Origin of the sequence: Vibrio fluminensis (genome assembly GCF_015278125.1) — a bacterium.
Classification (GTDB): Bacteria; Pseudomonadota; Gammaproteobacteria; order Enterobacterales; family Vibrionaceae; genus Vibrio; species Vibrio fluminensis.
This window is the reverse complement of record NZ_JADILO010000047.1, coordinates 1-23187: the sequence shown is the minus strand read 5'-3', so window position 1 is coordinate 23187 and position 23187 is coordinate 1. Positions and strand designations below refer to the sequence as shown.

The window sequence follows — 23187 nt, the reverse complement described above, 5'->3', positions numbered from 1 at the left end:
GCCGCTTCAGTTTCTGCTGAGAACTCACCAGTAAATGGTTCTTCAGGTAACAGGGTGTAACCTTTTACCCCTTCTGCCAGATAATCTTTTAGACCATCTTCGTAGTACCACTGGTAATCTTTACCGTTCACTTTGTCGGTAAACGTGATTTCTAAACCCGGGCAAAGGACCGCTTTCGCACGCAGGTTATTCACCAAACGCGTTACYGAGAAGTTTGCAGAATCGAAGTATTTTGCATCTGGCCAGAAGTGYACGCTGGTGCCGCGATTACGACGTCCACAGGTACCAACAACGGTCAGATCAGAAACTTTATCGCCATGTTCAAATGCGATTTCATAAACTTGTCCATCACGTCTTACCGTGACTTCAACACGCTTTGACAGCTGAAACTTTTTCTTCAGGGTGAATATCAACAGGCATACCACGGCCATCATCGATGACTTCTAACGATTGGTCTGCATGCAGAATCACTTGTACCTTAGAGGCATGTCCGGCTAGCGCTTCATCGACACTGTTGTCGATAACTTCTTGGCCCAAGTGGTTTGGGTGCGCTGTATCCGTATACATCCCTGGTCGGCGACGTACTGGCTCCAAGCCATTAAGAACCTCAATGGCTCCAGCATTATATTGTTCAGTCATTTGTTATATTGCTAATATGATTTAGCGTCGTGAATATGATACTTTTACCATATATTATATTTTTTGCGACCAATACAGTGTTAACTAACCAACAAATTCAAGAGCTTATATCAGAAACTGTTAGTCATAATGTGCATGATTTTTTCAGAGGGAAAGAAGTAAAAACAACCCATATGCTTGATCATATATTCCCCAAAGAGCGGAAAATTCGTTCCCTCATTGGTGGTCTTGAAACATCGATGGGTACCCGAGTTTGGGAGCCTTTAGCCAAAGCATTTGCCGAGAGTAATGGGTTTGAAGTCTTAAATGAAAAAGCTTTTAATCAGAGAGTTCCGGTTATCCCTGATGATGTTACTCAGTTTATTTCTCTGTGGGAGAAGAAAAAAATAGCAAATAAGAGTATCCCTTTATCTGGTTATTGGACAGAGTTGAAAGAGTATATCGAAGAAAATGTGGATAGGGATGCATTGGCATTTCAGAAAATGCCAAAAGGGCAAGGAGTCGATATTATCTTGTCAAAGAGAGGTAAATTATTTCTTTTTGATATAAAAACGACACAGTTAAATGCAGGCGGTGGACCTAAGTTTCTGAAAAACTTTCTGGAATGGTATGCCTATTTGGCTTTAATGGACATGGCAGATGATGCAAACTGTTTTCTTGCATTTCCTTTCGATCCTCATAATGGCAAGTTTTGGTCAAAAGAAGGAGGAAAAGTATCACCGTTAATCCCTAGCGAAGAAGCTTATGTCGCCGATGAATTTTGGGATAATTTAACAGGTGTAACTGGTACTACAGAGATTATTGAATCGACGTTTATTAAGCTAGGTCAATCTGGTTTTGGTGAGCAATTTTTGCACCATTTCGAATAACATTTAGTGATAATAAAGAGGTGTTTGTGCCGTACGAATTAAGAGGTTTCAATGGTGAGATTACAGATTTTACTCAATTAAATGAAAAGTCTTTTTCTTGTAAACATGGCGAATCTCAAGAAGAGTTTTTCGTCTCTACATATCGTCGCACTAAAAAGTGCAGGTTACATTAATCTAAATGATACTATCGCCATCCATCCAGAAAAGGCTGCGAACCCATATCATCCAGATCTCATTGTAAACGATGTAGATATTGGTGAACTAAAAGCTAAAGCATCCCCTTTATTTATCGCTACCAAATATGGTATTGACCCACAATTTGCACTCACAATGGATTTAAAAGATTCCTTCCACTATTCCAAATTCTTGGAATGAGGTGCTGATATAACTATCTTTTTCTGGGTTAAGTGGGCAGCAAGGTCAATGCAATTATTCGAAGAAAAAAATGGCATTAGGCAGTATGCTAACCGCAGCTATCAGGTCAAACAACTAGCAGGTATCTGGAAAGTTAAGTTTTCTGATCTTAGACGATTTTAGAAGGAGCAAGGTGCCCCAATACATTGGTATCGTGAGAAATTTCTTCAGCCACCGATATATAAACTGGGAGATGAGCAAGATTCAGATTGGGTCAATGAACTGATTAAATTTGAGCCAAGATTATGTGTTGATGGTGCTGTAAAAAATGTAGCTTCTAAAGGCTATACTTGCAGTAATGGTGAGTTGTATTCATCTGGTGACTCTTCTGGAAGCTATGTATACGATCTGAGCAACCCGATTTTTGAATGTGTTTACTCTAATGTGATTAAGCGTTAAAACATTATAATAATGAGGGAATTATTAGTTCCCTCATTATTTAATATATTATCTATCGATATTAACTAAGCATTTATTGTAAATATTTTTCATCCATCTTTGCTCGGCCAATCTAACATTATCAAGGGTATTCGAATTATTTGTGTTAGTTGCGTCTAACGCTTCGATATCATTAAGTAACCGAACTAAAGAATGCCCTAGAGCTCTCGCCATATTGACTGGCACTGCATTACCAATTTGTTTGTAGGCTTCGTTCTTCGAGCCTTTAAATTCCCAATTATCTGGGAATGTCTGAATGCGAGCATATTCACGGACTTGAAGAGGTCTAGTCTCAAGTGGGTGGCAACGCTCAGTTTGTTTCTGTGCTGGAGAAGTAGTTAAGGTTAGGCTTGGCTCGTTCAGAGATAAGCGTCGTGCCATACCTGTTTTACCGCCACCTAAGAAGTAACTTCCTCCCATATACTCACGTTGCAGATCATCAGAAAGGTCACGCCAGTATCCCCCCTGTGGGACCTCGGCCATGATCTCTTTTTTGCGTTCTGGATAGGTTTGCCCATCTGATTCTGGAACATCAGTGTCGTAAAGCTCACCACCATAGAAAGCATCACGGAGCGTCATTACTCGCTTATACGGTGATGGCCAATGAAACTTTACTCTATCAGCTAGATCCTTTCTTATCCCAACAAGTATTATACGTTCACGTTTTTGTGGGACTTTGTAGAAAATTGCCTTTAGAACTCTAGGCTCAACTAACTCATAACCGAGTTCGTCAATGACACCTTTGATAGTTTCAAGTGTACGTCCTTCATCATGCGTGAATAGGGCTTTTACATTCTCGGCCATAAACACTTTTGGCTGAGTTTCTTTAATCGCTCGCGCCATCTCAAAGAATAAGGTTCCGCGTGTATCTTCAAAGCCTAAACTTTTACCCGCATATGAAAAAGCCTGACAAGGAAAACCACCCGTCAGGATATCAACTTCTTCCTTAATTTGAGTAAAGTCTACTTGTGAAATATCACCTTCTACTACGTTCCAATGTGGGCGATTATGGCGCAACGTATTACAAGCGTGTTTATTCATTTCATTAAGGAGTATGCTTTCTAAACCTGCTTGCTCCATACCTATGGCTAAACCACCGCCACCGGCAAATAACTCAACAAGGTTATATGTACGATTTGGTTTTACAGCATGTTCATCGTCCCACAGAGTTTGAACCATCGTTTGGATCTCTGGGTACTCTTCAACTTGCTCTAAAGGGATCATGCCAGATTCTGAGCATGGAGTGATCTCCCCACGCTTAATTCGAGCACTAATGGTGGCTTTCGATTGAGATAGGATGTCAGCTAGGAGTTCGACACTGTATTTTATTTTTTGCTCATTTTGGACATCAAACATATGACGCTTCCATTTTTGTTAATTAGTACTGGATTAATATACAGTATACTTGGCTAAAGGTCCACTATTTTAACTGTTTTTTTTCACATCTACTAATTCTTCGGACTTTGATCAATAATAATCTATTATATTAAGGAGTTACGATGAAATCATTCGATAGAGATAGGTTAAAAGAAGCAATCAGAGGGAGCATTAAACGAGTTTATGAAGCTCAAACTGCAGAATTAGATTTGTACCGGAATACTTTAGATTGCTTTTCGGCTGCTATCGATTCTACAGCGCAGGGGATCAGCTTGGATGATTGGATGAAGCAAGAAAAAGAGCGCCAAGTTCAAAAAACTAAGCAAAACGCAATAGGCTCACTTCATGAAGAGATTATGGGCTCGATAGAAGGCGTGAATAATCTACCAGTAGGGAACCTTATTGATATAGTTTGTGATGACAAAAAAATCATTGCAGAGATTAAAAATAAACACAACACAACTAAAGGTAACCACAAGACTCAAGTTTATAGAGACTTGGCTTCAGCCCTTGAAAAAAGACCAGGCTATACCGGTTATTATGTAGAAGTTCTACCGATGAATGGCAAGTCTTATGATATGCCGTACACTCCTTCCGACAACCAAACTAAAGAAAAACTACCCTCCCGCGAAGACATCAGGAAGATCGATGGTCAATCGTTTTATACGTTGCTAACGGGTAACCACAATGCCTTGAAAGAAGCTTATTCCTTGCTACCACAATTAACAGCAGAAATTATCAATGAAGAATTTGGGACTGAGCTTAGTGCTGATTTAGTGACTTCTTCAACGGCTTTTAACTTCAATTTTAAGAAACCTTATGGATACTAAGACCGGGCGACTGTTGCTTGAACTGCAAAAAATAGCAGCTCAAAAATCCCAAAGGGACTTAGAAGGCTCTTGGTTCACAGGTTCGTCTACTTACTTAGACGCCCTTGTCGAAGAAGTCACAGAAGTTAAAGCGGAATTGTCTTCAGGTAGGCAATGCTTCTTAGAAGATGAATTGGGTGATCTACTTTGGGATTTTGTGTGTCTAATAGAGCACTTAGAATTGGAAGGAAAGATAAATAAGGAAAGAGTATTTCAACGTTCTGTTAATAAGTATGCTCAGCGAGTGACAGAACGCTCTCCTGACGAAACATGGGACGATGTCAAATTGCGCCAGAAACTAGAGCTTGAAAAAGAATGTCATAGCAAATTTTAATAACCTAGAGTTTTTCTAATTCGCTCTACATTTTCCTCAACCCAATCCTTATCAAATGGTCCCCAAGATTCAACTTGGTAGTGACCATTTTTTTGAGCCCCAGAAAATGCACAAACAATATCTATCTCTCGAAGTGCGTTAATGGTGTCTTGAGCTGTTCTTCTCGGGATATTGATTTCAGCTTGAATCTTAGGAAGTGTATCGACCCCACTATCTATAAGGTAAGCTAGCAATAGGCGTCGATAGAAAGATGTTTTTGTTTTGCTTAGACTCATATGTTACTCATCCCTTAGAAGTGAAAAAAGAGCTCCTAAGAGCCCTTAATGACTTGTTCATCCGGACCAACAGTTGAAAAAGTCACAGCGACTATACCGTTAATTAAATCCATGTTCCACCAACACTTCTAATTAGTCGCGCGCAGTGATTTTCCATGCTCCCCTGGGGTAAGTCTTATTATTCAAAGGAGTTCATTTTAGGAATGGGGAAAGCCCCTATCCTTTGGTGTGTTCCTACAGCACAAAAGGCCATATGACGGATAAAATTGCGATAATTAGAGGTCCTGTCACGTAAATCACATTAGTTACATTCTTACACAAGTGATACCTAACCAGAAAAATTAGACCAATCACAGTAAACAGCAAACTTATCGTCACACTAAAAGAAACATACCCATCAAAAATCGAGGAAGTGAAACCGTCTATATTAATTATTTTTCTTACGGCATAACCAGATAATAACAAGGTATTTAACCCAGAAATAGTTCCAAAGAAAGCAATCCATTTCTCGGTTGGCTTTGAAAAGTGGTAAAAAGCCAAAAGTTCTAACATGATTGCCATGTAAAACATAACATAACCCAACTGCTCATCAAACGAATTAGCTCTTCCATAAAAAAGGGTGATGATGCCAATAAATCCGCTGATAGGTAGACACCACTTAACTAAGACTACCGCTATTTTGTTTAACTGTATTTTTTCATTTTTCATTTTTTTTCTCCTGTAATTAGACCTCCTTAACGCGATACGTGCTGATAACTAAGTTCATAGTAAAATCTGATTTCTCTTATTAATTTGGTAACAAACAATATACACCAATGAAACAAAAATGTCAATAGCACACAAACGCATTTTTTTCAATGCAAATATTTGCATTTATTATATTATTTTCAGCATAAATTCTTACATATATAGCTACTTCGTATAAATAGATTGGTTATAGAGCCGGATTAAAAACAACGCAATACCTCAATTATTGCTGTTAGATTTAAAAAATGATGGATATACTATTTCTAATTCCTTCATGGAGATAGAAATGGATACCCAACACACCACTCAGGATTTTCAACACCTTAAACAAGGTGCGGATGACTACATTAAACGTCGTAACCTGCGTTTGCTTGCGAACCACCGTAAAGAGTTGCGTAACTTTACCCGCGCAGAAGCGTCGGCTTATCTTGGCATTGATGCAAAAACGTTAGACAAATACGTCTCAGCGGCAGAAATCGACCCGCGCCGTCACGAAGACTCACAATGGTCGATCGACATTGCGGAAATGTATCGTGTGCGCGCTTTACTGCCAGAGTCTTTACGTAAAGAGCCTAAATTCGTGCGTAATGACAAGCAGAAAACACAAGTCATCGTGATCCAAAATCAAAAAGGTGGGGTGGGTAAAACCGTGTCCGCGGCAACCATCGCTTCCGGTCTAGCGACCGAATTTCATCAAGAATACCGCATTGGTCTGATTGATATGGATGGCCAGGCAACTTTATCAATGTACTACGCACCAGAGGCCGAGCAAGAAGGTAACCTGTCGGTTGGCGATCTCATGATGCGCAACTTCGATCTTGATGAAGGAGAAACATTCGAGCAGGTCGTTCGTGAAGCCTTTTTAGAAACCACCATTCCTAATCTTCGAATCCTACCGGCGGCGCAAAGTGACCGCGCAATGGAAGGTTGGTTTCACGAACAGGTGTTTAGCCACCAACTGCCCTCCCCTTACTCACTGCTGAGTGACATTATCGAGAGCGTAAAGGACGAGTTTGATATTCTGATCATTGATACGCCACCGTCTCTAGGTTACGCGACATTCAATGCTTACTTTGCTGCGACCTCGGTTGTCTTCCCATTGTCGATCACCGAAAACGACATTGACGCAACCTGTTCGTACTTTAGCTACATTCCACAAGTATGGGCGCTGCTCGAAAACGCCAATCACCCGGGTTATGACTTTATGAAAATATTGCTCACTAACCACCGTGACAGCTCAACCACAACCGAGCTGATGAACAGTCTCTATGACTACTTTGGCCCGTACTTGTACTCCAAAGAATTCAAACACAGTGAAGCGATCCGTCAGGCCTCTTCCCTGCTCTCTACGGTATTCGATATGTCGAAAAGCGAGTACCCAAAGAGCAAAGCAACTTTCCAATCTGCGCAGCAAAATGGTTATGAAGTCACTAGCCAGATTCTACGCGACATCGTCAACGTTTGGCGTGAACAGGAGCAAGCATAATGGCGAAAAAACGTGGCGGCAGCCCATTAGGAAATGCACCCGGTGCCGTAGCAGCGCAACAATCTGCCGCGAAAGCGAACGTAGATTCATTAGCTAAACAGCTAACCAGCGAGCTTGCCAAATCTGGTCAAGATGCGGCGGCGTATCTGCAGCAACAATTTGGTCTCAATGCCGTCGGTCAAAGCATGGTATGGCAGCTTGCATCCGGTGACACTGCAACGTTCAACGAAGTGACGCTCTCTTATGAACAAGTGCGCGACACTACCTTGGTGACGTTTGATGTTAACGGTCGCGATCAATCCATGTTAACCGCAGAGTCACTGCAAGATTTGAATTCGCTAAAGTTCCAACAGTTCTACCCTGCTGTTGGTCGTGAAGTCGACGGTAAAATCGATGTTTTGGACGGCTCACGCCGCCGAGCATGGTTCTTACTGCAACAAGGGCGCGTAAAAGAATTTCGTCTGCTGGTTACCCAAGACACGATTTCCATTGCCGATGCCAAAGCGCTGGCAAAACAACTGCAAACCGCCAAAGAGCACAACTTACGTGAGATCGGCTTGCAATGCCTTGCCATTCAGCAGAGCGAACAAGGAGTGACACAAGCTGAAATCGCCAGTCGACTTGCTCTAAGCCAAGCCGGCGTCAGTAAAGCGATGAAAGCCGCTTCCATTGACGAGACGTTGATCCAGCTTTTCCCGGTGGTTAACGCCCTTTCACATCCAGACTACGCATTACTGGATAAGGTGATGAAAGCCTGTGGCGAGCCAAAACAGTTGGCGAGTTTCGTTCAGAAAATTGAAAAAGATCTTGTCAATATTCAGGCTGAATATCCACTCGAAGATCAGAAAGACGTCATCATTACATTAATCAAATCTGAGCTTAAAATCGCTGAAGCGAAACAAGAGAAGGACAAGGCGCAAGTGACTGCCCTCGCCCAGTTTGACAGCAAAGGCATGTTCGCACGCAAGAAGGTCAAAGGTCGCAATTTCTCCTATGAGTTCGGGCGTTTGTCCAAAGAGGTTCAAGCTGAGTTGGATAAAGCTATCGCTGCTGTGTTAAGTAAACACCAATAACGTCGTCATCAGATACACAAACGCCAGCTATTTAGCTGGCGTTTTTCATTTACCGAGATTCGGACTGAATATTATTATTAAAGTGTCTTATTTCTAAGCCCTTACTAACCTAGGAAGTTACTAATGTACTCTTCAATACTCATAGTTTCCAAATCATCAATGTCCATAAGTTCATTGCTTACCCATTTACCATCAAAGAAAGTAAATCCAAGCTCTGTCCCTTCGATTTCATCCACAGAAAGGTTATGCGCACTTGCGGCAGCTTCATACAAATCAGAGAGTGTTGCATACAGTGTACAATCAACGAGCTTACTTACGTCAACATCACCAGTAACAACAAAATAGTGCTTATTTCTATTCAATAAGAAAAAATCTTTCTTCATAACGGCATCTCATATTAAAAGCTTTAAGCTAATATCTAACAGGATTCAAAGGTCATTAATAACACCACTATGCACGATGTCTACAATTAACGAACTTAACTTTAGTCCGTTTATGATACTTCATTATTAGTACTGCCAAAAGTTAGATCTCTTACAAATACTTGATGTGAAAAACTATTTAACATCTCGACGGGTTCCTAATGTACCTTAACGTCGGCAAGTATGCCTATTCTCGCATAATGAATTTCCTTAAGGATCGCAAATCGCCCCCCCCCCACACACACTTCTTCCAGACCAATGTCCTCGCCCCGTTTATCTACAAAGGCATGTTCGCGCGCAACAAGGTAAAAGATAGCAATTCATTACGAATTTCCACCATATATTTTCCCCAATCAGCTCAAACACAAGCACAAGTTAAATAACTGATATAATTAATAAAATCATAAAAATATCAGTGGTACTATACCTCTTTAATCTGTCTTACTCTTCATGTCCCCTAATGCAGACAACACCTTGCTCAAAACCAACCACTCAACAATGAAACACAATAAAAAGCAACAAAACCCACTTTAAAATCATAAAAAAGCACAAAAACGCACTTTTTTTAAAAGACAGTATTGATCCAATTTTTCTCTTCATGTATTATTGTTGAAAGTAATCAAAAAGTTAACTTTTATGCTTTTTGTGGTAATTAAAGTTCGTTTTAGTGTTTTTAGGGGTTTTAATGGAAAGTAATTTAAAGTTAATTGAAAGCAGTTCTTTAGCTGAAGCAAGATCTGCAGCATACGAAGAAGCATCGGCAACTCATAAAAATGTAGTTCAAGTGATGCTTTTCACACAGGGCAATCGCATTTGTGCATCAGGTACAATGCAACTTGGCCGAGCACTACAAATTATGAGTACAGACCCTGTAGCCGTTAGTAAAAAGGAAAAAGCAAGTATTGATCTTGTTCGCAACGCTTATAACAGACCAGTAAACAAAGACCATGTGAAAGCTGTCAGCGATTATCTAACTAATAATGTGACGGATACTTATATCTTACCTTCGATTACTGTTAATGCAGTGAAAGAACAAAAAGTCTTTACTACAGATAATGATGGAGTGCGTTTAGGCTACATGGTCATCGATTTTATGTCTGTAGATCTCACTGTAACAGATGGTCAACACCGTCTTGGTGGCGTTCGTTCGGCTGTTGAGTATCTAGAACAAAATGGATTTGAAGACGAGGCAGAAAAGCTAAAGTCTGATGGTATTGCCATTATGTTTTCATTTGAATCAGATAAAGATCAAATTCATCAGGATTTTGCAGATTGCTCTAAAACTAAAGCTTTGCCAAAATCTATGATTGCTGTTTATGACAAACGAATTCCAGTAAACAAATTAACAATGGACATCATTGACCATTGTCGTTTGTATAATGATGGACGTGTAGATACAGCTAGTAAATCATTAGGTGGGACATCTACTGCATTTGCTTTAGCTAGCAATGTACGCGGAGCACTAAAATGCCTTTACACTGGAAATGCCTCAATGGCGGATGACGCATTTGATAATCTAACGAACAAAGAACTAATTGACCTAAATGTATATACTGAGTTTTATGAACGCAGTCTTCATTACCTTAATTTGTTGATTGACAACAACCAGGTACTTTCAAGTATTGCAAGTCTACCTAAAGGTCCAAGTCGACAAGATATTCCAAAGTATCGTTATAATACTTTTATTGCCAACCCTGCTGGCATTAACCTTTGCTGTGTATTTATTCATGAGCTCATTAATAATAAAGAGCTAAGCGATAATGAAAAAGATTCATTTGTGATTCGCCTAGCAACTGAGATTGATTGGTCTAAAGGCTCAGAAGCTTTCAAAGGTTCTGTCGTCAGTCACAAGGATGAGTTGGACAAAAATGGCAATCCTAAATATGCAATTGTGAGTACAAATGCAGCTGTTAAGAAAGCCATTGACTATCTTAAAAACGCATTGGGTTATAAAGCTCCAGACTCTCTTTTTTAAAGATCTAACTTAAATTATTAAAACAGAATAATGCCAAAAACAATTCGGATTATTAAGCGATATTGATCATCTTAACGCCTCAGAATAGGGGCGTTAATTCATTATTCAGCCTGAATATTGACAACTTTTCTCCCCTCTAAATCAGTCTAAATCGGTTCTGTTTCCACTCCTGCGCATCGATGAGCCCCTCGTTATACATCCCCGACCAATCGTAGAAAAACGGCGCAAAACCTTGCCCTCCTGTCAGATGGACAAACGCCAAACACAACACTACCACCCCAGCAGCTATTGCGTACTCCACTGGGTCACCAGTGCGAAATCGGCCGCCGAACAAATGAAAACGCCGGTCGCTGTAGGGCGAAAAAGGCACACCAGAAACCGTCATCGCATCGGTGAGTATGTGGCTTACTCCGCCCCAGGCAAACGCCATCCCAATCCCTTGGTAATCCCACACCAATGTGCACGCAATCGCGGTAATCAACCAATGAGTAAAGATATGCGTCACACCACGATGTTTGATGTGCTTGCCCGACAACTTAAAAAGATATTCCAACCAATCCGGCGCCGTTGCGCCGGCAATACAGATTGGCACATGCGGCGGTGAGATCACCGCGCAAATTGAACCGGCAATTAAGCCGTGATTAAGCCACTTCAACGAGCGTTCTCTTGCGTTAGGGGTTGGTTAGGCGGAGGAGGTAAGTAAGCGAGCTGCTGCAAATAGTGGTTCACCTGTTCACTGTAGCTCTCCTCACATAACGCCACCAAGACTAAGCGATGCTCAACAATTTTTGCTTCGTGCGCTAACACATCACGGTGCGCAGTGGCGACTTTCTCCAGTAACGTGACTTGCTCCGATACATTGGCCACGCCTTGCGCTACTCGCCGTTGTGCACGCGCCTCAAGCGACAGATAAAGCCCCATTAAGCGGTACGCATAATTGCGGTCCGCCAACGCTTGAGTAAACTCCGCTACCGACGTGGCAGTCGCGGTACGGCGCTGATATTCCCATTGGCGTTCTCTTGATTGCTCAGTGGAAGAGTAGAGCGGCATCTTGCCTACGATGCCAATATAGTGCTCCGAGATCTCCGGCCAATCATCACTGTTGTACTCATCAAGGTTGGTTTTCATCCCAGCTACCAAATTCAAGTCCAATTTGAATTTACTCTTCTCTGGGTAGCAACTCAGCACAGTGTGAAAAATCCGGTCGGGGTCTATTTTGGGCGCGGGTTTCAATGCAGGAGTAGGGGTGTTGTAGTGAGGAGCGGCGCCTTTAAGGGTAGGAAGCTCAAACGGCTTGATTTCTGGTGCGATGACTTCCGGCTCTTGCCAAGGTACTTCAATCCCCCAATCGGCGGCAAACACCTCCCGAAACGAAAATATCAACGTGATTGCTATGGCAAAACTAATCAGCACGCGTCGACCTCCTGCCGGAACCCAGCATCTGCAGCCCACCAATCACCGCACCCGCTTCCCAAGCGCCCGCGACCACGCACAGCGCCACCATAAACCAAATCAGCGCTTTAGTGGTGTCATAACTGACATCACTCTCTAAATTGATTCGTTGCGGGTCGCGCCGCTCAATAATAGGGCGTATGGATGGCGGCAAACGGCCCTCTTCGCTACAAGTGACCAGCCATATTTTAGCTGACAGCAGGCACTTTCTCGCAATCTGAGCTTTGCGACCGGTGAGCTTATGCGCGTCATCAATAAAGAGTAAGGACTGGGTATCCACCAAGTAATCAGCCAGCAAATCGGCCTTCTGTTGCAAGTTGAGTTTATGCCAATGCATGGCTTGGCTCTCATCTTGGCGGTATTTGCTGTACCACTTATCGATGCCCTTAATTTCAACCCAACTAGAGAGAGGTAAAAGACCCTCTAGTAAGACAGGCTGCGTTTTCTTCCCCCATATTTCGTGCCGGTTGTCTCGCAGGCGCGTTAACCAGCGACTCTTACCCGAGTCGTGTGCGCCCGTGATGAGCTGGCACTGTTTTCGGCGCAAGCAGGTTTCCTTTCGATCACGATTCGGAGCAAAGCGGCGCGGTGCATCCACCACTAACGGCGTGACATAGCGCGCGCCATCTTTACGTATTCGGTTATGATCGGTTCTGAGTTTCAAAAATCGCATGATGTCTTATCCTCTTTACCGACCATACGCGCTTTGCCAGCAGATGAAAGCTTACAAAGCGAGCTTGAGAGTGCACAAAAGCTTGCTTGTAATTGAGTTGTTTATCGCAACTAAAAACACCCGCCGTATTCGCGCGAATGCCAGCGGTTATTTCTGCACAACCAGAAAAAATTTAAACCAAAAGGAAGGGGTAAATAAAAGTGATGAGAGCGATAAAAAGACAAGGATAGGGAGGTGCACAAAAGTAACGACCGTTTATTTCGCACATTAGGGTTCTAAGACGGGGCTGGGTGATGCAACACAAAAGCGTTAACGTCAACCCAAGATCCGACTATCTATTTGATGTTGGTTTTTCAACATAATGCATTATCAGGTGCGTATTTACGTGACAGATTAGTTAAGGCTGGGCATAGTCACACGGCTCGCCGCACCGCTGCAGGTTGAGGCGTTACTCTCTTCCCTTTCCTAGACTGGTCTGTGTACTGACTAGATCAACCTAACAGCTAGGCATCACTTGTTAACCCGTTTATCAATTGTCCACACAACACCATTGGTCAATCGCGTCCCCCGTAAGACGGCATTACATTGTCACTTACTCTTATTTCATTTAGACAAGCCTAAATGCCACCCAATTATTTCACATCGCTGGCGTCTACTCCCGCAACGACCAAGTGAGTAAGTCACTCAATTAATTTGGCTTCGTTAAGCATTCCTCAAAAAGTGAAAATATCTTTGAACGTATAACGGGAGGCATATGGGGGACAAAACGGAGACAGCGAGATCCGATCCACTGAGAAAGATTTGATCTTAACAATCTTATGAGTTGCATTTATCTAAGACAAACTGTGTACGTCACAACATAAATAACAAAATTTAGGTGTTCGACTGCATTGAACACCTAAAATATGTCATAATAAGCCTAGATTTTGTTAGGTGTAACTGTGATGAGTGAAGAAGAATATTACTACCCAGTCGTAAGCGACAATCTACCCAAACATATTAAGAAAGGGCATCAACTGGTTTTCAGTCGTCAGGATTTATCTGCGCGAGAAGCGGATATGTTTGCGCTGATGATCGCTCATATGAAGACCTCAGATTGGGAAACGAGCACTCCTCATTATGAATTTACGTCGCATCAACTTTCAGAGTGGCTTGGTCTAGAATCAAAACACATCGGCAGTAATTTAAGTCCGGTGGCCAACCGCTTAGCCAGCCGTAAAATTGGCATCAAAGTAGAAAATGCTAAAGGGGATGTCGAGTTTGATTATCGCCCTCTATTCAAACACATCGCCTATAAAAACAGTGTATTGACCATGGTGCCAAATGACATGCTCAAGCCAGAATACATTGAATACAACCAAGGCTTTGCTTTGATCAACACGCGCAATTTCTTCGATGTAAAAAAAGAGTATTCAAAACGCCTGTATGAACTGCTTAGCCGCTTTAAAGACAAAGGCTATGAAATGCATCAACAGAAAATCGATGAACTCAAAGGCGTGTTTGGTTTACTCGATGAAGCTGGCAAGTTAAAGAAAGACAAGATCTCATTCAAGAACAACAGTGTGTTTATGAAGCGCTGCATTCGTGAAAGTATCAAAGAACTCTCAGAGCATCCGCAGATCAGTAAAGAGCTACTTTTCTTAGAAAGTGACAAAGGCGACAAAGGCTTTGAGCTGATCAAAAAAGGCAAAACCATCACCGGTATCAAATTCATATTCCGCTGGTTAAAACTCAGCACCATTGACGAACTCAACCAACATGATGCAATGAAGACCATCAAAGATTTAGAGATCAAGCGCCTACAAAATAACGTCCGCCTTAGTGATGTTGAACTTGAAGCCCTCGCGATTGCTTACCGTTATATCGGTAAGGATGAACTCGCATTGAAAGTCGAGGAAAGCTTGTCTAAACGCCATCTCCAGCCAAACAACCAGGACTCCGAAGACAGCCAAGAAGCGATTGATTCTTTATTGGAGAAAATCGACACACTATCAGAACTCAGTAATAACCCAGATTACTAAAAGTGACACAATCTAGGTATTTCGCTCTCATATATGACAGAAATCAGGCAATGAGTGTGATAGGTGACACATTTTAGGTCTACAACTCAATATTCAGCCTAAAATGTGTTGGTTACCGGCGAGGTAAAGGCTCGCCCCCCTAATAAGTGTCACTTAACAGGTCGAAAAACCTAAAAACCGTCAGCTAATGCCTATCAACACCTAAAATGTGTCATCTATACACCTAATAAGTGATCACAAGCACCTAAAATGTGTCATCTATACACCTAATAAATGATCACATACGCCTAAAACAGGATCATGAACACCTAAAATGTGTCATTTGAACACCTAAAATAGGATCATATAATGCATTTTTTACTATTAAAAACAAACAGTTACAAACCCTATAGATCTTATAGTATTTATAGGTTTAATAGTAATAATAAAGATATATAGATCTTTATAGTCATTGTGGATAACTGGAAAATCAAAGATTTACTCAGTTTCCCACAATCACCAACAAGCTTTTCTTTTTTTCTGATCACATTTCAAAGCAAACCATACTCTCTTCTTAAACAAGATTGCTATAACCAATCCCAATCACGAAAGGAAAATGTATGAGCAACTATGCCTATTTAAGAGTCTCATCCGATAGCCAGGATGTCGCCAACCAAAAACACGGCATTTATGAATACTGCAATAAGTTTGGCATTGCCGACTTACAGTTTGTAGAAGATGTGGTGACCGGAAAAAAGAAATGGCATGAACGCAAACTCGGTAGCTTAGTAAAAGGAATGGGGGAGGGGGACAAACTGATTTTTGCCGAAGTCAGTCGAATCGCTCGTTCAACCTTACAAGTGCTGGAAGTGCTCGAAATTTGTATGGATAAAGGCATCAATGTTTATATCGCCAAACAAAACATGCAGCTCGATGGCTCCATGCAAGCACGTATTACCGCCACCGTTCTTGGGTTGGCAGCTGAAATCGAGCGAGAGTTTATCTCGATGCGCACCAAAGAAGCCCTAGCCGCTAGAAAGAAAGACGGCATGATCCTCGGCAGGCCAAAAGGCCAAGCGGAAAAACTAAAGCTGGACCCAAAACGCGATCAAATAGAAAAGTACCTCAAGTTGGGGTTAGGCATACGCCCAACCGCCAAACTGATAGATGAAGCGCCAAGTACACTAAGGGATTACATCAAACGTAAAAAGTTGAGTTCTGGCACTCAAAAAACTGAAAGAACTCGCTAAGCTTTAGCAAATAACTTTTTTGCAGGGCTAGGTTCATGAAAAGATCATTTGAAAAATGGATGATTACGCAAGAACGGAAAAAACCAAATACGGCATACCAATATGCTCAATCGATAAACAAAGTCTCCAACCATTATTCAACTCACTCACAGCAAAATGTAGATCTATTCCGTCTGCTTGATATTGAGTTATTACGTTCGATAAAGGAAGACTACTCCCTAAATGGGCGGTTTAGTGATTTTGGTAGTAAAGGGAACGGCACAATTAGAAACGCCGTTGCTACTTTCTATCGTTATCGCAAGGAGTGGGAGATGGGCTCTGACTCTGAAGATGTGTTAATTACTTCTGTTGAAGATGAAGAAGAGCCAATTAATTCTGATGATAATACGGTATTCAATTTTTCGTATGAGAGAGACTTACAGTCTTCCATGATACTGCAAGTAGAGTCCCTTTTTCCTGGCTATCAGATTTATGGAGAAGGCACTTTAGAAGGTGTTGAGTATTGTATCAATGGCAAACGAATAGACTTACTTTTAGAACATCAAGTATCAAAAGAGTTACTTGCTGTAGAGCTTAAAGCTGGCACTGCTGATTTTAAGGTGTTTGGGCAAATAGCGATGTATTTAGCTTTGCTAGCAGAGAAGTTTCCCGAAACTGAGAGTAAAGGAGTTATCGTCTGTGGTGAAGTTGACTACTCGCTCGCGATGGCTTGTAAGATGAGTGATAAGGTTTCTTTAAAAACATATGAAATGTTATTAGTGCTTAATGATTATAACTAACCATGTCCACTAAGGTGTAACTTTGTGGACATGGTTCCCACTACCTGACTAAACCGTCCAAATAGTCTTTAAAAAACCAAATGAACATGTACACTATGGAGTAACTAACTTAATGTTCACTTTTGGTGCAGTCGATATGAAAATTGGTTACGCCCGAGTCAGTTCTGATGAACAAACTCTCGATGTTCAGCTCGTACAACTTCAAGCAATTGGTTGTGACAAAATCTTCCAAGAAAAAGCCAGTGGTAAATCGTCAGATCGAGAGCAGCTGAATAATTTATTGGAGTTTGCTCGAGAAGGGGACGTCATTCACGTCACAAAAGTAGATCGCATTGCGCGCAACACGATTGATGCATTACAAATTGCTGATCAGTTAGCAGAAAAAAAAGCAGGCTTGGTGTTTCATGACTTGGGGGAGCTCGACATCAACAGTGATGTTGGCCGAGTGATTTACACCACCATTTCAGCCTTCGCAGAAATGGAAAGAAAACGCATCTTACAGCGCTGTAATGAGGGTAGGGAGCGCGCCAGAGCCGAAGGAAGGCACCTCGGCCGATTTCCTGATAAGACCTTGCATAAGCGTATTCAAGAGCTTGCAGAGCAAGGAATGAACAAGCATGCGATCAGTAAAGAGTTAGGTTGCAGTCGGACTACGGTGTATAAGGTTCTGGAGTGATAAATCGTAAGGTGTCTGCTTTGTTTTGAGGTTATTTCTTGACTAAATAGGTAAATCGCTCTAGAAAAGCGTCATTAAAAATACCTTAAAGAATACAAGAATGCGCACTAGCACTTTCCTATTAATTGTAACTTTTACTCTTATAGGGAGCTTCGGGTTTTTTTATTACATTAATCAATCCGAACCCATCATCAGACACGAATACGAACGAGAACCTGAATTCGAATGGTCGATAAGTAATGATGGGATCATAAGTGCTGATCGAAAGGTAAGTATTATCGAACGCACTTACTCATTCCGAGTTGTTGTAGATAACGGAAATGTCAAAGTTTTAGCAAGCAAGTACGAAAAGACTAGTTTGGACGACTTCTGCTCTAATATTACTAATGAAGAACCAGTAAGCGTTGAGCCATTTTTAATCAATGATCAAGCTGTGAAAATGGTAGCAAGTTGTGACTACCCTTATTGGGTCTATGAGGCGGAAACGCAAGAAGGTAAAGAGTATGTTTACAATTCATGGATTAATGATTACTCAGTTTCTTACCAAGGTGTTTGGAGTGCTTATTTTTACCCTAGCGGATTAAAGAGCATCATAGAAAAAGCAAAAAAAAATCGAGCTACATCAATTTAATTGATCAGTAATTCTAAGTTAATAGCTTATTAGCTGAAGAATGCCTAACAAATATGCCCTTGATAGGGTGGGAGACTAAAAACAATGTGGCCTTGCTAACCACTCCAGCCTAAACTTGCCACTACTCTGTGGTGAACACGAAAAGGCATGTCATGGGCTAAGCGCGTGACGCTGCGCGACACAGCCCATCACATAAACGTCATCACCACTGAGGCGGCTGCGCTTAGTCTTCCATAGCAAGGCCGCTGAAAAGATCGATTTCCAACCCTATCCCCCAAGCTTGGGGTTTTCAGTTCAAATTCAACATAATGTGGAATAATGCGCAATTGCACGGGCTCTTCGTCAGCAAGCTGCCGAGCCCTGAGCAACTACAAGCATTATTGGACATTATGTGTAAATTTTCACAACCGCACAGAAAGCGTGCTCTAAGGTGGCCAGCAAAGCCGGCGTCTATTTATCTGCCTTGCCCAAAGGGCAAAGCAGGGAAAGGCGTGCGCATCGCAAAACCAGAGGTGTTTGCCATGCGGTTTAGTTACTCGCGTTTCTGTGACATTGTCACTAGTTGAAAGGTTCTATTGCCCGTCCCGGCCAATCCATAAAAGTCGCAAGCTATTTTATGGAGACCCACCACATCCCCCGCCCACCCAATGCTGCGCCCCGTTCTTTGGGAAAGTGAGCGTCGTGTTTACGGGGAGTGTTTTTGTTTAACTGGCTTTATCACTTGTTAGTTAATGGCGCAGCAGTGGTCGTGTCGTGGTGGTTAGTCTACATCCAATTTATCAAAGCCTTGGTATTTATCGAACGACATTGAAAATATGTTCGCCATCAAATCAGGGTTACTAATCTTAAGTTCATCTAGAACAGTGTTAGTAAATTTTTTTGAACTTGATTCACTCAAGGCATCTTCTATAGCTTGTCTCAAAGCATTGCAGACTTTAATAAAGGCTTCGTCATCACCAGTGACTAATTCATAGAATTTATCTATAGATAGCCTTTTGATATTTGGGTTACTGGCTTTTTTCCCATCTATGCTAGGTTCCCATAGTATATTTTGGCTCTCTTTAGCTATAACTTCAACTAAATAGCAGGTTGCAGTAGGTGTGGTTCTTAACTGTCTCGCCATCTTCTCGTAAGTAGCTCTAGAGGATGACGAGTTCATTGTATTGTGCTTATTTTTCATTTCTACATAGATTGAATCTGTCTCGTTTACAATGTCAAAACCTTTAGTTGGTACGTGCCATTTTGGGTCTATATACTTAAAAATATTCTGGTGAAAGTATCCAATGTGGTTAGTATTAGATTTATCTATCTGTCTAGAAATTTCGTCATTAATAACTTCTTCGATATCTTTTTGATAAACGGCTGAGTCAAAAGTCATTTTAATTGGGTCAACCAAATTTTTTTTGAAATTATTCAAATCGATAGAAAAACGATATTTAGTGACAGTGTCTTTAACGTGGTTAAAGAAATTCTCATTGCTCATGAAGCCTAAATTGTAGTTGTTCATATTGTTTCTCTTTTTTTGTGCAGGATTAGTCTCTAGTACTTCAATATCATTTAATAGTCGAACTAAAGTGTGCCCTAGGGCTCTCGCCATATTGACTGGCACTGCATTACCTATCTGTTTATAGGCTGCGTTCTTCGAGCCTTTAAATTCCCAATTGTCCGGGAAAGTTTGAATGCGAGCGTACTCTCTTACTTGGAGTGGTCGTGTTTCGAGAGGGTGACAACGCTCCGTCTGCTTTTGGGCTGGTGATGTAGTTAGAGTCAGGCTTGGTTCATCAAGAGATAGGCGTCGCGCCATTCCGGTTTTACCGCCACCTAAGAAATAACTCCCACCCATGTATTCACGTTGCAGTTCATCAGGGAGATCGCGCCAGTAACCACCTTGTGGTACTTCCGACATAATCTCTTTTTTACGGAGTGGGTAACTTTGCCCTTCTGAGCCTAGTACGTCAGTGCCGTACAACTCACCGGCATAAAAAGCGTCTCGTAGAGTCATTACGCGTTTATATGGGGATGGCCAGTGGAACTTAACTTTGTCGGCTAAATCTTTTCTAATGCCAACTAAGATTAATCGTTCACGCCTTTGAGGGACTTTGTAGAAAATTGCTTTTAGGACTCTAGGCTCAACTAACTCATAACCGAGTTCGTCGATGACACTTTTGATGGTTTCTAAAGTGCGACCGTCGTCATGAGTAAACAGCGCTTTTACGTTCTCAGCCATAAACACTTTTGGCTGGGTTTCTTTAATCGCTCGCGCCATTTCGAAGAATAATGTTCCGCGTGTATCTTCAAAACCTAAACTTTTTCCTGCATATGAAAAAGCCTGGCAAGGAAAACCTCCCGTCAGAATATCAACGTCTTCTTTGATTTGAGTAAAGTCTACTTGGCTAATATCACCCTCGATAACGTTCCAGTCAGGACGATTATGGCGTAATGTGGCACATGCATGCTTATCCATTTCATTTAGCAAGATACTTTCAAGACCTGCCTGCTCCATACCAATAGCCAATCCGCCACCGCCAGCAAATAACTCAACTAAGTTATATTTACGAGTAGGCTTTGTAGCGTGCTCCTCATCCCAAGGGCTGTTGAGCATTTCTTGGACTTCAGGGTGGTTTTTGACTTGCTCAACTGAGATTTTACCCGTTTCTGAGCATGGGGTGAGCTCTCCGCGTTTAATTCTGGCTCCCATCGTTGCTTTGGATTGGGAAAGAATATCGGCTAGAACCTCGATGCTGTAATGAGATTCTAGCAGTCTACTTGGTTTCTCAAAGAGGTGAGATGTTAATTTAGTCATAGGGAATCTGGAATAAAGAGGACTTTGCTGTTGTTTGTTACAACTTGGTTAATAAAGGCCTTAAAACCTTCTTCAGATAGAGAGTTACATCCAGTTAGATTGGCTAACGATGACCAGTATTTATCTCCATTATTGGCATTTAATCTATGCCATTTTATTATGTCGGTATTATTTCTAACTTGAGAGCTAGAGCTATTTTCTGTGTTATTTCGGTTTTTAATTTGAAGACGTTCATTGTTATTTGACACTAAGTCAGTGCTCTTAACTGTTTCCCCCCAAGCCATATACCAACCATGGTTACAGAGTTCTTTTGCTAAATACTCCTCTAAAAGGTTACCTATCGCCATCTGTGATCTTTTTAATAACTTACTTGCCTCATTGATACGATTCATATCAATGTTAGGGTTAATCGCACGTATGATGGTGTCATTGATATCATCATCAAAAGTATTTGTTGGTTTTCCATGGGTCACTGATTTTCTATTTTTATATCCATTCAAATATTTACCTAGCCATTTATCTATATCGTTTATTTTTAGGTTGTCATAGTGTCGTGCGGCTTTTAAAATAAACTCTAAACCTTTTGGCGTTTCATAATCTGAATATGTTGTCTTTTTCAGTTCCAAAACTATTTTTAAATACTCATCCATTACTTGTCTCTCTCTTATTCGTACGTTATTCGTGAAACCATATTGTTCTTTTATTGAGTAGCTTACGTGGAAATTATGTGTGTCGAATTTTGTTCCTGCCATATCGCCGTTGCTTTGTAACCACGCGCGACGATCGTCAGCACGTTTTTGACACAGCAACATGTCCATCATTTCCATCGTCGCTTCTTCATCATCAATGGTGAGCTGCACCAGACGTCGAGTATTTGGGTCCATGGTGGTCTCACGCAATTGCAGTGGGTTCATTTCACCCAGACCTTTGAATCGTTGTACGTTGATCTTGGCCTTCTTCTTCGACAGACGCTCTAAAACGCCCTCTTTTTCATCATCATCAAGGGCATAGAACACTTCTTTGCCACAGTCGATACGATATAGAGGTGGCATCGCTACATAGATATGACCCGCTTCAACCAGCGCTCGGAAATGGCGCGTAAACAGTGCGCACAACAGCGTTGCAATGTGTAGACCATCCGAGTCCGCATCGGCAAGGATACAGATTTTACCGTAACGTAGGCTTTCAAGGTTATCGCTGTCAGGGTCGATACCCAACGCAACCGAGATATCGTGCACTTCTTGTGATGCGAGTACTTGGTCGGCTGAAACTTCCCACGTGTTAAGAATTTTACCGCGCAGTGGCATCACCGCTTGGAATTCACGATCACGAGCTTGTTTTGCCGAACCGCCCGCAGAGTCCCCTTCCACGAAGAAGATTTCAGTGCGGTTTAAATCTTGTACCGAACAGTCCGTAAGTTTACCTGGTAGTGCTGGGCCCGAAGCGACTTTTTTACGAACCACTTTTTTGCTCGCGCGCATACGGCGATGTGCGTTAGCAATACAGACTTCCGCTAACTGTTCAGCCAACTGTGGCTTTTCATTGAGCCATAGACTGAACACATCTTTAACCACACCCGATACAAACGCAGCGGTTTGACGGGAAGAAAGACGCTCTTTAGTTTGACCAGCAAATTGTGGATCTTGCATCTTAACCGACAACACGTACGAGCAGCGGTCAAACACATCATCGCCAGTTAACTTAACACCACGTGGCAACAAATTGCGGAATTCACAAAACTCACGCATCGCGTCCAACAAACCTTGACGCAGACCATTAACATGCGTGCCGCCTTGAGCCGTCGGGATCAAGTTAACGTAGCTTTCGGTGATCATCTCACCGCCTTCAGGCTGCCATATTACCGCCCAATTGGCCGCTTCAGTTTCTGCTGAGAACTCACCAGTAAATGGTTCTTCAGGTAACAGGGTGTAACCTTTTACCCCTTCTGCCAGATAATCTTTTAGACCATCTTCGTAGTACCACTGGTAATCTTTACCGTTCACTT

Annotated in this window: 21 protein-coding genes and 2 pseudogenes; 12 read left to right on the top strand and 11 right to left on the bottom strand. The window is 41.8% G+C overall.

The window, feature by feature from the left end:
* Positions 1-639 (bottom strand): annotated as a pseudogene (locus tag IRQ95_RS20875) (ATP-binding protein); the annotation flags it as partial.
* A 35-nt stretch (positions 640-674) separates the two neighbouring features.
* On the opposite strand from IRQ95_RS20875, the gene IRQ95_RS20870 reads away from it, so the two are divergent.
* Together IRQ95_RS20870 and IRQ95_RS20865 are read left to right on the top strand one after the other, a co-directional pair.
* Positions 675-1508 (top strand): TdeIII family type II restriction endonuclease, encoded by an 834-nt coding sequence (locus IRQ95_RS20870; protein ID WP_228481530.1) that lies wholly within the window; start codon positions 675-677, stop codon positions 1506-1508.
* Positions 1509-1589: 81 nt separating this feature from the next.
* A complete protein-coding gene (locus IRQ95_RS20865) occupies positions 1590-1883 on the top strand; it encodes a hypothetical protein (protein WP_194439569.1) in 294 nt (97 codons plus the stop codon).
* A 486-nt stretch (positions 1884-2369) separates the two neighbouring features.
* Here IRQ95_RS20865 and IRQ95_RS20860 read toward each other — a convergent pair whose 3' ends face one another.
* On the bottom strand, positions 2370-3716 hold the full coding sequence (locus IRQ95_RS20860) for a DNA cytosine methyltransferase (protein WP_194439567.1): 1347 nt from the start codon (positions 3714-3716) through the stop codon (positions 2370-2372).
* Between the two features lie 143 nt (positions 3717-3859).
* Between IRQ95_RS20860 and IRQ95_RS20855 the strand changes: the two genes are divergently transcribed.
* Both IRQ95_RS20855 and IRQ95_RS20850 read left to right on the top strand, forming a co-directional pair.
* The gene (locus IRQ95_RS20855; protein ID WP_194439565.1) at positions 3860-4567 is read left to right on the top strand and encodes an Eco47II family restriction endonuclease; all 708 of its coding nucleotides are present in this window, start codon (positions 3860-3862) and stop codon (positions 4565-4567) included.
* Positions 4557-4940: a MazG nucleotide pyrophosphohydrolase domain-containing protein gene (locus IRQ95_RS20850; protein ID WP_194439563.1), complete on the top strand. Its 384-nt coding sequence runs from the start codon at positions 4557-4559 to the stop codon at positions 4938-4940. The genes IRQ95_RS20855 and IRQ95_RS20850 overlap by 11 nt, the downstream gene beginning before the upstream one ends.
* Here the strand turns inward: IRQ95_RS20850 and IRQ95_RS20845 are convergent.
* Entirely contained in the window at positions 4937-5215 is a 279-nt protein-coding gene (locus IRQ95_RS20845; RefSeq protein WP_194439561.1) for a helix-turn-helix domain-containing protein, read from the bottom strand. The genes IRQ95_RS20850 and IRQ95_RS20845 overlap by 4 nt on opposite strands.
* 234 nt (positions 5216-5449) lie before the next feature.
* Positions 5450-5923 carry a hypothetical protein gene (locus tag IRQ95_RS20840; RefSeq protein WP_194439559.1) on the bottom strand — a complete coding sequence of 158 codons (474 nt, stop codon included), beginning with the start codon at positions 5921-5923 and terminating at the stop codon, positions 5450-5452.
* Between the two features lie 325 nt (positions 5924-6248).
* On the opposite strand from IRQ95_RS20840, the gene IRQ95_RS20835 reads away from it, so the two are divergent.
* Both IRQ95_RS20835 and IRQ95_RS20830 read left to right on the top strand, forming a co-directional pair.
* On the top strand, positions 6249-7448 hold the full coding sequence (locus IRQ95_RS20835; protein WP_194439557.1) for a ParA family protein: 1200 nt from the start codon (positions 6249-6251) through the stop codon (positions 7446-7448).
* Entirely contained in the window at positions 7448-8521 is a 1074-nt protein-coding gene (locus IRQ95_RS20830; RefSeq protein ID WP_194439555.1) for a ParB family protein, read from the top strand. The genes IRQ95_RS20835 and IRQ95_RS20830 overlap by 1 nt, the downstream gene beginning before the upstream one ends.
* 104 nt (positions 8522-8625) lie before the next feature.
* On the opposite strand, the gene IRQ95_RS20825 is transcribed toward IRQ95_RS20830, so the two are convergent.
* Positions 8626-8904 carry a hypothetical protein gene (locus IRQ95_RS20825; RefSeq protein WP_194439553.1) on the bottom strand — a complete coding sequence of 93 codons (279 nt, stop codon included), beginning with the start codon at positions 8902-8904 and terminating at the stop codon, positions 8626-8628.
* Between the two features lie 724 nt (positions 8905-9628).
* Here IRQ95_RS20825 and IRQ95_RS20820 point away from each other — a divergent pair.
* Positions 9629-10918 (top strand): DNA sulfur modification protein DndB, encoded by a 1290-nt coding sequence (locus IRQ95_RS20820; protein ID WP_194439551.1) that lies wholly within the window; start codon positions 9629-9631, stop codon positions 10916-10918.
* 136 nt (positions 10919-11054) lie between these two features.
* Here the strand turns inward: IRQ95_RS20820 and IRQ95_RS20815 are convergent, their stop codons facing one another.
* From IRQ95_RS20815 to IRQ95_RS20805, 3 genes are read right to left on the bottom strand one after another with little or no spacing between them, the layout of a single operon-like run.
* The gene (locus IRQ95_RS20815) at positions 11055-11573 is read right to left on the bottom strand and encodes a metal-dependent hydrolase (RefSeq protein ID WP_194439550.1); all 519 of its coding nucleotides are present in this window, start codon (positions 11571-11573) and stop codon (positions 11055-11057) included.
* Complete coding sequence (locus IRQ95_RS20810) at positions 11570-12331, bottom strand: hypothetical protein (RefSeq protein WP_431358064.1); 762 nt, start codon at positions 12329-12331, stop codon at positions 11570-11572. The genes IRQ95_RS20815 and IRQ95_RS20810 overlap by 4 nt, the downstream gene beginning before the upstream one ends.
* Entirely contained in the window at positions 12321-13043 is a 723-nt protein-coding gene (locus IRQ95_RS20805) for a hypothetical protein (RefSeq protein WP_194439548.1), read from the bottom strand. Before IRQ95_RS20805 ends, IRQ95_RS20810 begins: the two co-directional genes overlap by 11 nt.
* A 944-nt stretch (positions 13044-13987) precedes the next feature.
* Here IRQ95_RS20805 and IRQ95_RS20800 point away from each other — a divergent pair.
* From IRQ95_RS20800 to IRQ95_RS20780, 5 genes are all read left to right on the top strand, one after another.
* Positions 13988-15064, top strand: a complete 1077-nt coding sequence (locus IRQ95_RS20800; protein WP_194439545.1) for a replication initiation protein — start codon at positions 13988-13990, stop codon at positions 15062-15064.
* Between the two features lie 599 nt (positions 15065-15663).
* Positions 15664-16293: a recombinase family protein gene (locus IRQ95_RS20795; protein WP_194439543.1), complete on the top strand. Its 630-nt coding sequence runs from the start codon at positions 15664-15666 to the stop codon at positions 16291-16293.
* A gap of 35 nt (positions 16294-16328) precedes the next feature.
* Positions 16329-17072 (top strand): PDDEXK family nuclease, encoded by a 744-nt coding sequence (locus IRQ95_RS20790; protein ID WP_194439541.1) that lies wholly within the window; start codon positions 16329-16331, stop codon positions 17070-17072.
* A 136-nt stretch (positions 17073-17208) separates the two neighbouring features.
* Positions 17209-17748: a recombinase family protein gene (locus IRQ95_RS20785; protein WP_194439573.1), complete on the top strand. Its 540-nt coding sequence runs from the start codon at positions 17209-17211 to the stop codon at positions 17746-17748.
* A 100-nt stretch (positions 17749-17848) separates the two neighbouring features.
* Complete coding sequence (locus IRQ95_RS20780) at positions 17849-18379, top strand: hypothetical protein (protein ID WP_194439533.1); 531 nt, start codon at positions 17849-17851, stop codon at positions 18377-18379.
* Between the two features lie 760 nt (positions 18380-19139).
* Here IRQ95_RS20780 and IRQ95_RS20775 read toward each other — a convergent pair.
* The 3 genes and pseudogenes from IRQ95_RS20775 to parE all read right to left on the bottom strand — a co-directional run.
* A complete protein-coding gene (locus IRQ95_RS20775) occupies positions 19140-21182 on the bottom strand; it encodes an Eco47II family restriction endonuclease (RefSeq protein WP_194439530.1) in 2043 nt (680 codons plus the stop codon).
* The gene (locus IRQ95_RS22255; protein ID WP_228481528.1) at positions 21179-21832 is read right to left on the bottom strand and encodes a SinI family restriction endonuclease; all 654 of its coding nucleotides are present in this window, start codon (positions 21830-21832) and stop codon (positions 21179-21181) included. Before IRQ95_RS22255 ends, IRQ95_RS20775 begins: the two co-directional genes overlap by 4 nt.
* A gap of 96 nt (positions 21833-21928) precedes the next feature.
* Positions 21929-23187 (bottom strand): annotated as a pseudogene (gene parE / locus IRQ95_RS22250) (DNA topoisomerase IV subunit B); the annotation flags it as partial.

What these genes read in the sequence shown, in the direction of transcription:
- IRQ95_RS20870 (WP_228481530.1), top strand. Translation starts at nt 675, where the DNA reads ATGATACTTTTACCATATATTATATTTTTTGCGACCAATACAGTGTTA.
- IRQ95_RS20865 (WP_194439569.1), top strand. Translation starts at nt 1,590, where the DNA reads ATGAAAAGTCTTTTTCTTGTAAACATGGCGAATCTCAAGAAGAGTTTT.
- IRQ95_RS20860 (WP_194439567.1), bottom strand. Translation starts at nt 3,716, where the DNA reads ATGTTTGATGTCCAAAATGAGCAAAAAATAAAATACAGTGTCGAACTC.
- IRQ95_RS20855 (WP_194439565.1), top strand. Translation starts at nt 3,860, where the DNA reads ATGAAATCATTCGATAGAGATAGGTTAAAAGAAGCAATCAGAGGGAGC.
- IRQ95_RS20850 (WP_194439563.1), top strand. Translation starts at nt 4,557, where the DNA reads ATGGATACTAAGACCGGGCGACTGTTGCTTGAACTGCAAAAAATAGCA.
- IRQ95_RS20845 (WP_194439561.1), bottom strand. Translation starts at nt 5,215, where the DNA reads ATGAGTCTAAGCAAAACAAAAACATCTTTCTATCGACGCCTATTGCTA.
- IRQ95_RS20840 (WP_194439559.1), bottom strand. Translation starts at nt 5,923, where the DNA reads ATGAAAAATGAAAAAATACAGTTAAACAAAATAGCGGTAGTCTTAGTT.
- IRQ95_RS20835 (WP_194439557.1), top strand. Translation starts at nt 6,249, where the DNA reads ATGGATACCCAACACACCACTCAGGATTTTCAACACCTTAAACAAGGT.
- IRQ95_RS20830 (WP_194439555.1), top strand. Translation starts at nt 7,448, where the DNA reads ATGGCGAAAAAACGTGGCGGCAGCCCATTAGGAAATGCACCCGGTGCC.
- IRQ95_RS20825 (WP_194439553.1), bottom strand. Translation starts at nt 8,904, where the DNA reads ATGAAGAAAGATTTTTTCTTATTGAATAGAAATAAGCACTATTTTGTT.
- IRQ95_RS20820 (WP_194439551.1), top strand. Translation starts at nt 9,629, where the DNA reads ATGGAAAGTAATTTAAAGTTAATTGAAAGCAGTTCTTTAGCTGAAGCA.
- IRQ95_RS20805 (WP_194439548.1), bottom strand. Translation starts at nt 13,043, where the DNA reads ATGCGATTTTTGAAACTCAGAACCGATCATAACCGAATACGTAAAGAT.
- IRQ95_RS20800 (WP_194439545.1), top strand. Translation starts at nt 13,988, where the DNA reads ATGAGTGAAGAAGAATATTACTACCCAGTCGTAAGCGACAATCTACCC.
- IRQ95_RS20795 (WP_194439543.1), top strand. Translation starts at nt 15,664, where the DNA reads ATGAGCAACTATGCCTATTTAAGAGTCTCATCCGATAGCCAGGATGTC.
- IRQ95_RS20790 (WP_194439541.1), top strand. Translation starts at nt 16,329, where the DNA reads ATGAAAAGATCATTTGAAAAATGGATGATTACGCAAGAACGGAAAAAA.
- IRQ95_RS20785 (WP_194439573.1), top strand. Translation starts at nt 17,209, where the DNA reads ATGAAAATTGGTTACGCCCGAGTCAGTTCTGATGAACAAACTCTCGAT.
- IRQ95_RS20780 (WP_194439533.1), top strand. Translation starts at nt 17,849, where the DNA reads ATGCGCACTAGCACTTTCCTATTAATTGTAACTTTTACTCTTATAGGG.
- IRQ95_RS20775 (WP_194439530.1), bottom strand. Translation starts at nt 21,182, where the DNA reads ATGACTAAATTAACATCTCACCTCTTTGAGAAACCAAGTAGACTGCTA.
- IRQ95_RS22255 (WP_228481528.1), bottom strand. Translation starts at nt 21,832, where the DNA reads ATGGATGAGTATTTAAAAATAGTTTTGGAACTGAAAAAGACAACATAT.